10 protein-coding genes are annotated in these 14,139 nt (G+C 69.3%); 6 read left to right on the forward strand and 4 right to left on the reverse strand.

Features of this window, described 5'->3' with window-relative positions:
• The first annotated feature begins 14 nt into the window (after window positions 1-14).
• From CUT83_RS07240 to CUT83_RS07250, 3 genes are all read left to right on the forward strand, one after another.
• Complete coding sequence (locus CUT83_RS07240; protein WP_101255051.1) at window positions 15-1,394, forward strand: class I SAM-dependent RNA methyltransferase; 1,380 nt, start codon at window positions 15-17, stop codon at window positions 1,392-1,394.
• A gap of 489 nt (window positions 1,395-1,883) precedes the next feature.
• Entirely contained in the window at window positions 1,884-2,132 is a 249-nt protein-coding gene (locus CUT83_RS07245; RefSeq protein WP_101255052.1) for a TIGR02391 family protein, read from the forward strand.
• Between the two features lie 20 nt (window positions 2,133-2,152).
• Window positions 2,153-3,085 (forward strand): transposase family protein, encoded by a 933-nt coding sequence (locus tag CUT83_RS07250; protein WP_240958314.1) that lies wholly within the window; start codon window positions 2,153-2,155, stop codon window positions 3,083-3,085.
• Between the two features lie 55 nt (window positions 3,086-3,140).
• Here CUT83_RS07250 and CUT83_RS07255 read toward each other — a convergent pair whose 3' ends face one another.
• Together CUT83_RS07255 and CUT83_RS07260 are read right to left on the reverse strand one after the other, a co-directional pair.
• The gene (locus tag CUT83_RS07255) at window positions 3,141-4,109 is read right to left on the reverse strand and encodes a PIN domain-containing protein (RefSeq protein WP_101255054.1); all 969 of its coding nucleotides are present in this window, start codon (window positions 4,107-4,109) and stop codon (window positions 3,141-3,143) included.
• Window positions 4,110-4,564: 455 nt separating this feature from the next.
• A complete protein-coding gene (locus tag CUT83_RS07260) occupies window positions 4,565-5,773 on the reverse strand; it encodes a cellulase family glycosylhydrolase (RefSeq protein ID WP_240958313.1) in 1,209 nt (402 codons plus the stop codon).
• A gap of 517 nt (window positions 5,774-6,290) precedes the next feature.
• Here CUT83_RS07260 and CUT83_RS07265 point away from each other — a divergent pair.
• From CUT83_RS07265 to CUT83_RS07275, 3 genes are all read left to right on the forward strand, one after another.
• Window positions 6,291-7,937 carry a cellulose binding domain-containing protein gene (locus tag CUT83_RS07265; RefSeq protein WP_101255056.1) on the forward strand — a complete coding sequence of 549 codons (1,647 nt, stop codon included), beginning with the start codon at window positions 6,291-6,293 and terminating at the stop codon, window positions 7,935-7,937.
• Between the two features lie 87 nt (window positions 7,938-8,024).
• Window positions 8,025-9,269, forward strand: coding sequence for a mannose-6-phosphate isomerase, class I (manA, locus tag CUT83_RS07270; RefSeq protein ID WP_101255057.1), 1,245 nt, complete (start codon window positions 8,025-8,027; stop codon window positions 9,267-9,269).
• An 85-nt stretch (window positions 9,270-9,354) separates the two neighbouring features.
• Entirely contained in the window at window positions 9,355-10,329 is a 975-nt protein-coding gene (locus CUT83_RS07275) for an ROK family protein (protein WP_101255058.1), read from the forward strand.
• A gap of 165 nt (window positions 10,330-10,494) precedes the next feature.
• Here CUT83_RS07275 and CUT83_RS07280 read toward each other — a convergent pair whose 3' ends face one another.
• Window positions 10,495-11,523 carry a LacI family DNA-binding transcriptional regulator gene (locus CUT83_RS07280; RefSeq protein WP_101255059.1) on the reverse strand — a complete coding sequence of 343 codons (1,029 nt, stop codon included), beginning with the start codon at window positions 11,521-11,523 and terminating at the stop codon, window positions 10,495-10,497.
• Window positions 11,520-13,967 carry a glycoside hydrolase family 2 protein gene (locus CUT83_RS07285; RefSeq protein ID WP_101255060.1) on the reverse strand — a complete coding sequence of 816 codons (2,448 nt, stop codon included), beginning with the start codon at window positions 13,965-13,967 and terminating at the stop codon, window positions 11,520-11,522. The genes CUT83_RS07280 and CUT83_RS07285 overlap by 4 nt, the downstream gene beginning before the upstream one ends.
• Between the last annotated feature and the right edge of the window lie 172 nt (window positions 13,968-14,139).

A 14,139-nucleotide genomic window follows, 5' to 3' on the forward strand; every position in this document is an offset into this window, starting at 1 on the left:
TGGAGCCGCTCCCCATGCCCCCCGCAACACCCCCCGCCGCGTCCCCCGAAACCGCACCGTCGCTGGTGGGCCGGGAGTACGAGGTCGAGATCGGCCCCGTCGCGCACGGTGGCCACTGCATCGCCCGCACCGAGGAGGGGCGGGTGCTGTTCGTGCGCCACGCCCTGCCCGGCGAGCGGGTCGTCGCGAAGGTGACCGAGGGCCGGGAGGACTCCCGCTTCCTGCGCGCCGACGCCGTCGAGGTCCTGGAGCCCTCCAAGGACCGCGTCGAGGCGCCCTGCCCGTTCGCCGGCCCCGGCCTGTGCGGCGGCTGCGACTGGCAGCACGCCGCCCCCGGGGCCCAGCGGCGGCTGAAGGCCTCCGTCGTCGCCGAGCAGCTGGCGAGGCTGGCGGGGCTGACGGCCGAGGACGCCGGCTGGGACGGCACCGTCGAGCCCGCCCCCGGCGACAAGGTGCCCAAGGGCGAGGTCCCGGCCTGGCGCACCCGCGTCCACTACAGCGTGGACGACGAGGGCCGCGCCGGGCTGCTGCGCCACCGCTCCCACGAGGTGCAGCCGATCGACCGCTGCCTGATCGCCGCGCCGGGGGTGAGCGAGCTGGGCGTCGAGAAGCGCCGGTGGCCGCAGATCGCCACCGTCGACGCGACCGCCGCCACCGGCTCCGGCGACCGCCAGGTCGTGCTCACCCCCCGCCCCGGCGGGCGCCTGCCCCTGGTGGAGCTGGACCGGCCGGTGTCGGTGCTGAGGGGCGAGGAGCCCCGCGGACGCGGCGCGGAGCGCGGCGGCGAGCGGGCCGTGCACCGGGTGCACGGCCGCCCCTTCGTCCGTGAGCGCGCCGTCGGCCGCACCTGGAGGATCAGCGCGGGCGGTTTCTGGCAGGTCCACCCCAAGGCCGCCGAACTGCTGGTCGAGGCCGTGATGACCGGTCTGACGCCGCGCAAGGGCGAGATGGCCCTCGACCTGTACTGCGGCGCCGGGCTGTTCGCCGGAGCCCTGGCCGAGCGCGTCGGGGACAAGGGCGCGGTGCTCGGCATCGAGTCCTCCAGGCGCGCGGTGGAGGACGCCCGCCACAACCTCGCCGACCTCGACCGTGTCCGCGTCGAGCGCGGCAACGTCGAGCAGGTCCTGCCGCGCACCGGCATCACCGAGGCCGACATCGTCGTCCTCGATCCGCCCCGCTCCGGCGCCGGGCGCAAGACGGTGCGGCAGGTGGCCTCCCTCGGGCCGCGCCGGATCGCCTACGTCGCCTGCGACCCGGCCGCCCTCGCCCGCGACCTGGCGTACTTCCGCGAGGAGGGCTACGTCCCGCACTTCCTGCGGGCCTTCGACCTGTTCCCGATGACCCACCACGTGGAGTGCGTCGCCATCCTCAAACCCGCGCCGAAGGGTTCCTGACCTGCGATTTTGCGCGTGCGCATTATGTGCGGTGTGGGCGTTACGGGCGATATCTTGACGCTGAAATGACGCTCGTGACGCTCATTTGACGCTCGTTCTGACGGGATGCCAGGTGAGGTTGTGGCAGGTGATGGGCACGGCCTCATTCGTAGGGAGGTGCGCCTGGGCGTCACCTGCATGCGTCCGCACGTGGTCGTGGAGTCCCAGCCGTATCCAGGCGCGTCCAGGGCGAGCCGGCCGGAACGACCCGTCTCCAGGGTGCCGCCGTGGATTGTGACTGGATGCGGGGACAGCTTGAAGAGTTCCTTGACCTGGCCACCCGCTACGACGCCAACATAAGGCCGGGCGATTACATCGGTGACCCGAACCTGCACGCCCGTTTGCACCGAGCCGAGCCCACTGCCAAGCAGATTCTCCACCTGCTCGCCCCAGCGATCGCCGACAAGATCGACATCGGCCAGGTGGCCTGCCCAGGTAGCCTGCGTCGCCATGGCGCGCAACGAGGTTCAGCGCGGCCTCGGAATTCTGGCGGACAAGGACGAATGGGCGGTCCGGCTGGTGCCGGACGTCTCGACGCTGGCCGCCGACCGGTTTCACCCCTGGGTCTGGGAGCCAGCGGCTCCCCTGTGGGCTGCGGAGGCCCGTCAGGACGCGGTGCTCGCCGCCGCCCGGACCGTAAACCGGCGCCTCCAGCTAACGAGCTCGTGCATGGTAGGCGGTGAGGCGTCGAGCTGCTGATCGCCGATCATGGTCGGGTGGTGGGGAACGCGTCTCGTGCAGTGATCATCAGCGACCGGAGGATCACGGGCCTGTCGGCCGACGTGATCGCTGAATTGGTCGCCGAGCTGGGCCCGTTGTGGCATGAGCGGCACCAGGCCAGGCTCACCTCCCGGCCGCGGAAGCGGGCGGTGGGCGCCGGTGCGAAGCACCGGCTGGTCTTCGTCGACCGGCTCCTGGCCACGCTCTTCCACCTCCGTCACGCCACCACGCATGACGTGCTGGCCTGCTGGTTCGGCGTGGACCGCTCCACCATCACTCGAGCCGTCGGCGAGGTGCGGCCCCTGCTCGCCGAGCGAGGCTGCACCATCGCCCCCGGCGTGCGGCTGCGGACTCTCGCCGAGGTCATCGACCACCTCGGTGCCAGCGGCAGGACCGGGATCATCGATGGCACCGAGATCCGCGTCCGGCGCCCGGCCGCCGGACGCCGGGACCGGGACAAGTTCATCTCCGGCAAGACCAGGCAGAACGCCGTCAAGACCATGGTCGTCACTGACGGGGACGGCCGGATGCTGTTCTGCAGCCCGACCCGGCCGGGCAGCTGCGCGGACATCACCCACGCCCGCCAGCTGGGGCTGGTCAAGCTCCTGGCCGACGGGCCGGCCGTGGAGATCCTCGCCGACGCCGGATACCAGGGCCTGGGCGCGCAGACCGGCGGACGGGTGGTGACACCACCGCACCGGAAGTTCAAGAAGAACGCTCCCGACTGGTACGAGGAGATGTATGAGCGGCAGCGCACGGCGCACTCCTCTCGGCGCATCCGGGTCGAGCACGGCATCGCCCATCTGAAGAACTGGCGCGCCCTGGCCCGCCACCTCGGCCGCCGCGAGCACATCAGCGACACCGTCCAAGCCGTCGCCGGCCTGCTGTCCCACCAGCAGACCGTCGACCTCACCTCGGCACGGCCGAGGTGAACACCGAGCCCCGTCAAAGTCCTCGACGCCTCACCACCTACCATGCACGAGCTCGTTAGGAACCCGCCGCTTCCGCCACTGCCTCGCTCTCGCTCTGGTTGCGAGCGTCCTGCCTCGCGCGGCGCTTTGCTCTGGTTCCAGGTTGCTGGGCCGCAGCCCAGTCGGGTTCCGGCCCCGGGTCCTTCGTTGGAATCTTCGTCACGGTCAGCCGGGCCGCATGGCCGCGGGTGTGCTGGCCAGTGTCGCAGGTCAAGAAACGCACGTCGTCACGGGCGAGTGACTGGATGGCGACGGCCCGGTCAATGATCTCGTCATCGGTGATGGGCAGCCGCGTGTGGCCGGTGGGGTCCAGCACGATCTCGAAGGTGATGGCGCCCCGCGCCTTCTCGGACGTGTACCGGGCCTGGCGCCAGCAGACCGCGGAGGTCCCTCCTTGCAGCGTCTTGTCCAGGAGCCCGAGGGTGTAGGAGGCGCGCCACCGCGCCTGCTGCTTGCTCGACTCCTTGAGGGCGTCCAGCTCGTCGACAACCGCCATGGGGAATAGGAGACGGATGCTGTCGGACGGGAAGATGCCGAGGACTGCAACGAGATCGAGTGTGTCGAGCCTGCTGGGCGCGTGAATGTAGAAGCTGGTGTCGGCGATGACGAACACCTCGCGCTTATCCCAGCGGGAGATGACCCTCTCGAGATCGGTGACGGCCTCCTCCAAGGCCCGATCGCGCTCGGAAAGTTCTAGGTCGACGAGGCCGTTCACAAGACGCTGCTGCGCGGAGCCCGCGAGGGTGCCGCAGCTGGACAAGAGTGCCTGATAGCGGCGGGTGAGGACGAGGTGCTCAATGTCCCTGTTGCTGATCTGGTGGCGCAGACGGTCGGCCGAGTCCGTCGCCCACTCCAGGTATCGCAGGAGCCGGTCGTAGGCGCTGTTGTAGCCAGAGCCGCGGAGGTTCTGAGCGTTGAGCTGGACGCCCCTGAGGTGCTGTCGGATGGTGTCCCGGTCGGCTCCGGGGCGAGGTGTTATCAGCATCCTCCGATCATGCAGTGCGGGTCTGACAACGGTGCTTCACGGAATCGGCGAGGTCACCGAGTCGCTCGATAGGTGACGGACCGAGCTGCGCCCCGTGGCCTCTTGGCTGCGCAAGTCATCGATTGCCCGACCAGTCTCGAGCCCTCGACTCGGAAGGTGACAAGGCGCTCGTGACCGACGGTGATGGTGACCTCGGACGCGCTGGTGAAGGGCTCTGCGTCGGCAGTGTCAGGGAGGCGAAATGAGAGTGAGTCATGACGCTCGTTTGCCTTCGAGACCAAGGTCGCCAGGCGGGACACGGCACATTCTGCGAGGGCGGCCTCTCGACGTCGCTCGGGTGAAGCGGCCTGAGCCGTGGGGTCCTCGGCGGGCGTCACGCACCGTTGGCTGATTTCTGTATGACAGCACGCCCCGCTCGAGAGGCATCCGGGCGGGGCGTGCGATCATCGGGCTGGTCAGCGATCCGCAGCGCTGCCGCGGACGACGCAGGAACGGTTGTTCTCCCAGCCCCAGCCGTCACCGTCAGGGTCGGAGGCACTGCCGTGCACGCAGTACACGTACCCGTTGGGAGCGAGGGCGCCGCGGACGACGCAGGAACGGTTGTTCTCCCAGCCCCAGCCGTCACCGTCAGGGTCGGAGGCACTGCCGTGCACGCAGTACGGGTAACCGTTGGGCGCGGTGCCGCCCGTGCCGCCGTCCTCACCGCCGTTGTCGCCGCCGCCGTAGACGGTGGCGCGCTCCGACGTGGCGACGATGCCGTTGCTGCCGTTGAAGAAACGGTCGCCCCAGCTGGTCAGCGAGTTCGGGTCGAAGCCGTTCACCATGTCGAGGTACTCGACGCCGCTTCCGTTGCCGCTCCACGACCAGCCGATGTAACCCACTCCGAGGGACTGGGCCGTGGCCATAATGGCGCCCTCGTCGGGGTTGCCGTCGCTGTGCTGGTCACCGAACTCGCCGACAACGATCGGGAGGCGGTTGCTCACGAAGGCATTGAGGTAGTCCTGCACCTCGGTCGCGGTGTCGTACACGCCGTACATGTGGATGGAGAAGATGGTGTTGCGGTCGGGGTCGGAGGCGAAGACCGACGCCGCGTTGTCCCGCATGGTGCCGGACCAGTCCTGCCCCCAGTTGGGAGCGTCAACCATCAGCGCGTGGTCGATGCCGGCGCCACGGAGCTTGGCGATGGCCGCCTTCGTCGCGTCGGTCCACGCGGTGTAGTTGGTGTTGCCGAAGGGCTCGTTGCCGATGTTGACGACGACGTAGTCCTCCTGGCCCTCCAGCGCGCTCTTCACGCTGACCCAGTAGTCGGCGGCCTGGTCCAGGCTGGTCGCCGCACTGTCCTCGCCGTAGCCGGTGGTGTCGTGCACCTCGAGGACGCAGATGACCCTGGCCTCCTTGCACTGGGAGATGAGTGTGGAGACCTGGGAGGCGCTCGTCTTCGTCCAGCGGCCGCCGCTGCTCAGAACGACCCGCACGGTGTTGGCGCCCTTGGCCGCGATGTCGGCGATGGAGCTGGTGCGCTCGGGGTACCAGGTGTAGGCGTGGTTGACCCCGCGCATGACGAATGCGTTGCCGTTGCCCTCGACGACGCGCCCGTTGCTGACGTGGATGCCGCCTTCAGCCGCCTCCGCCGTACCTGCAGAAGGCCCTGCGAGTGAGAGCAAGAGCCCGAGAAGGGCAGCGAACGCGGCCCAGGCCCTGGTGATCGGCGCGCTTCGTGACTTTTGCATGTGTCTCCTCGGAAGGTTGATGGGGGGAGTCGCTGCCTGGCCGCCGCACGCAGACGTCGGAACAGGTGGATGACAACGATGTCCGACAGCGGGAAGGCGTCGCCCGCCAGTAACTGAGCGAGCGTCAGGCGCCGTACGGCAGGCGCTGGGTGAGCGGTGCGAAGAGCCGCCGAGCGGCCGAACCCAGCTGCGGGCCGCTCAACGCCACACCATGAGGCACTGGATGTCCCACACATGTCAATAGACGGTTCGAGATTTGTTGCCAGGGGTGGATGGCGGCCTGCCGGCTAAACCGCTAAACCTGCTGCACAGGCAGCGGAATCCCCTCTGCCGCACCTTTGACCAAGGGAAACATGTCTTGCGAGATTGATTGACAGTCAAAGCGGCCCCCTCTACGTTCCCCGCAGGTTAACCGGTACATGTCAGTCGTCAGTCGAACGAGAGAGCCGCGATGCATGGTCACCTCCTCCCACCGGTCCGACGCCATTCGACACTCCTCGTCTTCCTGATCGTGGCCGCCCTGGCCGCTGCGTGCCTGTCGGTCATGCGGCCGCCTCCGGCCTCGGCCGCCTCCCAGGACTCCTTCGTGACACGCTGCGGGATCCGTTTCTGCCTGGACGGCGAGGAGTACTACTTCGCCGGCGCCAACGCCTACGACCTCTTCACCTTCGGGTCGGGCTCCGGTGACACGGAAACGCAGTTCATGGACAAGCAGCGCATCGACGCCCACATGGCCCGCATGCGCGACGACGGAGTCGACGTCGTCAGGCTGTGGATGTTCAGCCACGAGAGCTGGCACGGCTTCGAGAAGTCCGAAGGGGTTTACGACGAGCAGCAGTTCGCACTGTTCGACTACGTGATCGAGTCGGCTCGGGCCCATGGCCTGCGGCTGATGCCGGTCCTGGAGAACTACTGGGAGGCGTACGGCGGCATCGACACACGCCTGCGCTGGGAAGGACTGTCGGGCGGGCAGCCGGCCCGGGCAGCGTTCTTCGACAAGAACCGCTGCCCCGGGTGCTTCACCTCGTACAAGAACTACGTGAGTCACGCGCTGAACCGGACCAACCACTACAGCGGCGTCAAGTACAAGGACGATCCGACCATCTTCGCCTGGGACCTGATGAACGAGCCCCGTTACGAGGGGCAGAGCCAGGAGGAGAACGTCGAAGGGACCACCCTGCGCGCCTGGGTCGACGAGATGGGGGCGTTCGTCAAGGGGATCGACCCCCACCATCTGCTGGGTGCCGGCATCGAGGGACACGGCACGGAGTACGGCTTCGGCGGCGACGAAGGCAATCCCTTCGTCCATTTGCAGCAGTCCCCGTACCTGGACTTCACCTCGGCCCACCCCTACCCCACGGAGCACTGGGCAGACCTGACCCTCGAGGAGACGAAGTCCCTGGTCAGGGCCTGGATCAGAGACTCGCACGAGAAGGTCGGAAAGCCCTTCTTCATGGGGGAGTTCAACGTCCACAACGTCGACCGCGCAGCCTGGTGGCGCGAGATCTACGCCGACTTCGAAGCGGCCGGTGGCGACGGCAGCGCCTTCTGGTGGTACCAGGACCGGGAGATCGACGGCAAGTTCGGTGTCTCGCAGGGGGACCCGGAACTCGAGGTCTTCCGTGCCCACTCGGCCCGCATGGCCGCCAAGAGCGGCAGCTCCCCGACCGCCACCCCGACGCCGCCTCCTTCCACCGGCACGCCGACCGGGAGTCCGGAGCCGACGCCGAGCCCGGACCCGACCGGCACGCCCACGGCATCGCCCACCCCGGCCCAACGGTGCAAGGTCGGTTACCGGCTGTCCGACTGGGGGGCCACCTTCAACGCGGACGTCACGATCCACAACACCGGAACCGCTCCGGTGAACAACTGGGAGCTGTCCTTCTCGTTCTCCGGCAACCAGACCATCACCCAGATCTGGAACGGCACGCGGGTCCAGGACGGGCGCAGCGTGACCGTGACGCACCCTGCCGGCTACAACACGACCATCGCGCCGGGAGGGAGCGTGAACTTCGGCTTCAGCGGCACCTCCGAGGACGGGACGAATCAGGTGCCCGCGTCCTTCACCCTGAACGGAACGGCATGCTCTTCAGCGTGACCGCGGAACCGGGATTCACTATACCGGTTTAATAACAGGGCTCCACGGTCTCGTGGAAAACTTCTGTACGCGGTTAACGTACGGAACGTGGACCTACTTCTTCCGATCATCAAGCCGTATGCGTGGGGCTCCCGCGAAGCTCTGGCCCGGCTGCAGGGGCGGACGACCCCTGCGGCCGGGCCGGAGGCGGAGCTGTGGATGGGTGCGCATCCGTCCGGCCCGGCGGGCCTGACCCGCGACGGACGGGCAACGACGCTCCTCGACGTCGTCACCGACGATCCCCACGCGGAACTGGGCACCGAGTGCGCCGAGCGGTTCGGGGGCAGACTGCCCTTTCTGCTCAAGGTGCTGGCCGCAGAGCAGCCGCTCTCCATACAGGTGCACCCCGACCAGGAGCAGGCGCGCGCCGGGTTCGCCGCTCAGGCGTCCGATGGAGGGCGCGGTCCCTACGTCGACGACTGGCCGAAACCCGAACTGCTCCACGCCCTGACCCGTTTCGAGGTGCTGGCCGGCTTCCGTGACCGGGAGGAGGCCGCACGTCTCCTGCGGGGCCTCGAAGTGGAAGCACTGCGCCCCGTGATCGGCCTGCTGCACGCCGGGACCGACGAGCGGGCCCTGTCCGCGGCACTGCGTGCCCTACTGGAATGGCCGCCGGAGGCCCGCGCGGACCTCGTCCACTCCGTCGTGTCCTCGTGCCGGCGTGCTGCCGGGTCGACCGGCCCTGCCGCAGCCGCCTACGGGGCAGTGGTCCGCATGTCCCGGCATCACCCCGGGGACCTCGGCCTCGTGGCCTCACTGCTGCTCGACCGCCGGGTCCTGGAGCCCGGTGAGGCTCTGTTCATGCCGGCGGGCGGACTGCACGCCTACGTCCACGGCGTGGGCCTGGAACTGCTCGCCAATTCGGACAACGTGCTGCGCGCAGGGCTGACTGCCAAGGAGGTGAACGTCCCGGAGCTGCTACGCATCACCAACCCGGCGGTGCGGGTCCCTGCCGTCACGCCGACCAGGGTCCAGGGACCGGGATCCACCTGGCTCTACGACTGCCCGGCTGCCGAGTTCGCCCTCTACCGCACGGATCTCGACGGCTCGCGCATCCCCCTCGTACCTGCGACCGGACCTCGTATCGCCTTCTGCCTGGACGGGTCGGCGAGCCTTCGCGCCACGGCGGCCGGGAGCACGCCGGTGCGGCTTGGCCCTGGCACCTCCTGCTTCCTCCCCGACTCGGACGGAGAAGCCCTCGTCGAAGGCAACGGCACCCTGTTCGTCGCCACCGTCGGCCACCGCCCGGACCGGCGCGACACTCCCGCCCAACCTTCCGTCCCCCTTATTTGACAACGTTGTCGCCCTTCACAGCCTCCGTGGTCCGCCACCGCGGCACCCAAGGCTGTGCCGGGCGACCGGAGAAAGGACCGTATCGGTGTACGCCGCCTTGGACATCGGAGGGACCAAGATCGCGGGAGCGCTGGTGGACGAACGCGGCGCCGTCGTCCACCGTGCCGAGCTCCCCACGCCGGCCCGGGAATCCGCCCGACGCATGGCACGGACCGTCGACGCCGTGATCGACGCCCTGTCCGCCACTGCGGCCTGGAGCGCGGCGCGCGCCGTGGGTATCGCCAGCGCCGGACCGGTCGACACCGTGAGCGGCACGGTGAGCCCGGTGAACATTCCCGCCTGGCGCGACTTCCCCCTCGTCGACAGCGTGAGCGCCCATCCGGAGCTCTCCTTCGGCCCTGAGCCGATCCTGCTCGGGGACGCAGTGGCCATGGCCGCCGCCGAGCACTGGATCGGCGCCGCACAGGGAGCGGACAACGCTCTGTGCATGGTCGTCTCCACCGGTGTCGGCGGTGGATTCGTCCTGGGCGGGAGGCTGCATCCGGGAACCTCGGGGAACGCCGGCCACATAGGCCACATCTCCGTCGGCATCGACGGACCGCCCTGCCCCTGCGGGGCACGGGGATGCGTCGAGGGGTACGCCAGCGGGACAGCCATCGCCCGGTACGCCGTCGAGACGGGCTGGTCCCCAATGCCTGGCATGCAACCCTCCGCCGCGGCCGTCGCCGCGTCCGCGCGTCAGGGTGACGAACGGGCCCTGGCCGCCTACGACCGCTCGGCACGGGCCTTGGCCGCCGCGATCGCCGGTTGCGCGGCGCTGCTGGAGATCGAGGTCGCGGTCATCGGCGGGGGCGTGGCGCAGGCGGGCGACACACTCTTCGGACCGCTGCGCCGTCACCTGCGGTCGTTCGCGGCACTCGGCTTCATGCGCGGCCTGGAGGTGCGGCCCGCCGCTCTGGGCGGGGACGCCGGTCTCATCGGCGCGGCGGCGGCGGCCCGCAGGCACCACGAGGAAATAGGGGTGCCTGGCTCACCAGCCGTTCCGCGATCGAGGACTTAACCGGTTTTGTTCTTGTGGTCGGTCGATGTTTTCGGCGGGGTCCTGCCTCCTTCATCCGCAGAACCCCGCCGAGGCTCCCGACGGGCGGTTTCGGGGAGGAACTCCCGAAGCCAATGAGAAAGGGCGCGGCCTGAAGCCGCACCCTTCCGTCGTGCCCGCCCGCCTCTACGAGGGAGGTGGGGCGGTCGATGCCCTCGGCACGAGCGAGGGAGTGGCGACGGGCCGTGACGTCACCTCGCGTTCTTCCAGCACATCGAACAGCACCCGTGCGACCTGGGCTCCGAAACCATGGACGTCGTGACTCATCGCCGTGAGCGTCGGATGGGTCAGCCGGCACAACTGGGAATCGTCCCAGGCCAGGAGCGACACCTCGTCAGGTACGGAGAAGCCCATCTCCGTGGCGACGCCGAGTCCCGCGACGGCCATGATGTCGTTGTCGTACAGGATCGCGGTGGGCCGGTCGCCGGCCAGCAACAGCGAACGGGTGGCCCGCGCGCCGTCCTCGCCCGAGAAACCGGTCTCGACGTGGGGTCCGTGCTCCAGGCCGAGTTCGCTCATGGCCTGTTCGAACGCTGTGGTCCGGATCGTGCTGTGTCCGAGCCCCCGGGGACCGCCGACGTGGGCGATCCGCCGGTGTCCCAGCACCGCCAGGTAGCGTACGGCCTCGGCGACGGCGGCGGCGTCGTCCGTCCACACCGAGGGGAACCCTCCGGTGAGAGACGGATGACCGACGGCGACAGCCGGGAGGCCGATCTCCTGCAGGGGCGAAATCCTCGGATCCTCGTCATGGAAGTCGACCAGGATCGAGCCCGCGATCTGCTGTTCCCGCCACCACCGTTGCTGCAGCCCTACTTCCTCCTCCAAGGAGTCGACGAGGCGTAGCAGCAGTGAGCAGTCCCGCTCGGCGAGGACGCTTTCGATGCCGGAGATGAACTCCATGTAGAACGGCTCCAGCCCGAGCAGCCTGGCAGGCCGGCAGATCGCCAGCCCGACCGCGTCGGCGGACTGACGCGACAGACTCCGGGCCGAGGAGTTCGGGGACCAGCCCAGACGCCGGGCCGCGGCGAAGATCCTCTCCCGGGTGGCCTCCGAGACTCCCGGTTTGTGGTTGAAGGCCAGGGAGACGGCTCCCTTGGAGACTCCGGCGGCCGCGGCGACGTCTTTGATGGTCACCCGCGCGGACGGTGAGCTCATGCCGGTTCCACGCAGAACAGTGCCGCCGCGACGGCGTCGGCGCCCGTCTCGGTCGCGTTCGTGACGCGCAGCCGGAGATGCTCGCCGGGAAGCAGGGTGCGCAGACCGGTGTCGCATGCCGCGCCCGGGCCCAGCCGGTCGGCCTGCAGGAGAAGGTCGCGTACCAATGTATGTGCGGTCACCACGACCTCGACATTACCCGGACCGGCGTCCGACGGGGACTCGACCGCTACGTCGTAGTCCGGGACCGGGTAGGCGAACTCCTTGTCGGTGACCGGCAGATGCACACTGCGCAGGTCCCCGCTGTCGGCGACGAGGAACTCCTTGGCGGAGGACGCGTCGGGGACCAGGTCCTGCGGCAGGCACTGCCGGTGCGCCGTACGGGCGGCGACGGTCACCTCTATCACTCGCTCGGCCACGACGGCGCCGTCCGCCCGCATCCGGCGCAGAGTCACATGTGCCTCCCAGGGCTCGGCCGCCTGATTGACGACAGCGAGCACAGGCGCGTCGTCGCCGGGCTGGAGGGTGAGGAGCCGGTCGGCGTAGACGCGGCGCAGTTCGTGGTAGAGCGGCTTCGGACGGCCGTCGCCGTCGATCGCCGCCCAGGAGCTGACCGGCCAGCAGTCGTTGATCTGCCAGACCACCGTGCCGGCGCACACCGGCCAGTGGGAGCGCCAGTGCTCGATCCCGGCGGCCACCGCACGGGCCTGCACGACCTGCGTCAAGTAGTGCCAGCGGTCGAAGCCACCCTCGGGGAGGACGAAGTGGCGCTCCACACCGCGGTCGAGCTTGCCGTTGCCGTCCTCGGCCTTCTGGTGGTGGAGCATGCCGGGCGAGTCGGGTGCGAGGTCCTCGCCGGGCAGCGCGCGGCGCAGCGTCGCCATCGCCGGCGGGGCCTGCCAGCCGAACTCGGCGACGAAGCGGGGCACCGAGTCGCGGTACTCGGCGTAGTCCCGGCGGTTCCACACCTCCCAGGAGTGGTGGGTGCCGTGCGCGGGATCGTTGGGGTGGTGGTCCCAGGAGCCGGACCAGGGGCTGCCTGCGGTGTAGGGGCGGGTGGGGTCGAGTTCGGCGACGATGCGGGGCAGCAGGTCGAGGTAGTAGCCGCCGCCCCAGGAGTCGCCGTCGAGCTCCGGTTCCCAGTCCCAGTCGCGGAAGCCCCACAGGTTCTCGTTGTTGCCGTTCCACAGCACCAGGCTGGGGTGGGGCATCAGCCGGACGACGTTGTCGCGCGCCTCGGCCTCCACCTCGGAGCGCAGCGGCTGTTCCTCCGGGTAGGCGGCGCAGGCGAAGAGGAAGTCCTGCCAGACCATCAGGCCGAGCTCGTCGCAGGCGTCGTAGAAGGCTTCGTCCTCGTAGATCCCGCCGCCCCAGATCCTGACGAGGTCCACCCCTGCCTCGGCCGTCTGGCGCAGGCGGGTGCGGTACCGCTCGGGGGTGACACGCGAGGGGAAGACGTCGTCGGGGATCCAGTTCACGCCACGGGCGAAGATCCGCTCACCGTTGACGACGAGAGTGAACCCTGTACCGTGCCGGTCCGCCGAGCGGTCCAGTTCCACGGTCCGGAAGCCGATGCGCCGTTGCCAGGAGTCCAGGGGACGTTCCTCGTGCTCCGGACCGGTTCCTTCACCGTCCTTGACGAGCACGAGTTCCAGGTCGTAGAGGGGCTGCTCTCCATAGCCACGTGGCCACCACAGAGCGACGTCGGGCACGTCCAGCGTGATCACGGCCTGCGTCCCCTCCACGACGCCCCTGGCCACGGCGAGCCCCTGCCCGACGGTGGCACGCACGGCGAGCGGCCGTTCCGCTCCTTGTGCGGTCCGCTCGACCTCGACGCTCACCTCGACCCGGCCGGTGCCGTCGGCCACCGTCACCAGGGGGCGCACGTCGGCCAGCCGGGCCGTCGACCACCGCTCCAGCCGCACCGGTCGCCAGATGCCGGCGGTGACCAGCGTCGGCCCCCAGTCCCAGCCGAAGCTGCACGCCATCTTGCGGATGTACTGGAACGGCTCGGGGTACACGTTGGGTCGCTCACCCGTCACTGCCCGCACCGAAGCCGCCTCGTCGTAGGCGGAGGCGAACTCCACCTCCAGGAGGCCGTGCCGACCGGTGACGTCGAAGCGGTAACGCCGGTGCATGTTCCGGGTCCGGCCCAGTTCCCGACCGCCGAGAGTGATCGTCGCCGCGGTGTCCAGGCCGTTGAAAACCAGATCGGTCCGCTCGTGCGCCTCCCCGGAGGTATCGGCGGCACGCAGATCACGGATGTATGTCCAGGCTCGCTGCCCCACCCAGGCCACGTCCTTCTCGTTGGTGCCGAGGAAGGGGTCGGGGATCAGTCCGGCCGAGAGCAGATCGGTGTGAACGCAGCCAGGAACCTGGGCGGGGAGCTGGCTGCCGCTGTGGAGGAGGCTCCAGTTCTCGGTGAGCGGGACGACTTCCTTCATGTACGGCTCCTTCGGGGGGACGGGCCCGGTGTCGTATGCAACGCGACTCAACCTAACCCCGGACGAGTGAACCGGTCTAGTCCGCATCGAACGAGCGGGCGCCTTGCCGTTTCAGCAAGAATCAGCAGGTCTCGACATGTCAGCGTGCTCCCGAGGTAACGATTAAGTATCG

Origin of the sequence: Streptomyces barkulensis (assembly GCF_002843305.1) — a bacterium.
GTDB classification, from domain to species: Bacteria; Actinomycetota; Actinomycetes; order Streptomycetales; family Streptomycetaceae; genus Streptomyces; species Streptomyces barkulensis.

Excerpts from the sequence above, each read along its gene's own strand:
- CUT83_RS07255 (WP_101255054.1), bottom strand. The coding sequence starts at position 4,109 with ATGCTGATAACACCTCGCCCCGGAGCCGACCGGGACACCATCCGACAG.
- CUT83_RS07240 (WP_101255051.1), top strand. The coding sequence starts at position 15 with ATGCCCCCCGCAACACCCCCCGCCGCGTCCCCCGAAACCGCACCGTCG.
- CUT83_RS07280 (WP_101255059.1), bottom strand. The coding sequence starts at position 11,523 with ATGAGCTCACCGTCCGCGCGGGTGACCATCAAAGACGTCGCCGCGGCC.
- CUT83_RS07285 (WP_101255060.1), bottom strand. The coding sequence starts at position 13,967 with ATGAAGGAAGTCGTCCCGCTCACCGAGAACTGGAGCCTCCTCCACAGC.
- CUT83_RS07265 (WP_101255056.1), top strand. The coding sequence starts at position 6,291 with ATGCATGGTCACCTCCTCCCACCGGTCCGACGCCATTCGACACTCCTC.
- CUT83_RS07245 (WP_101255052.1), top strand. The coding sequence starts at position 1,884 with ATGGCGCGCAACGAGGTTCAGCGCGGCCTCGGAATTCTGGCGGACAAG.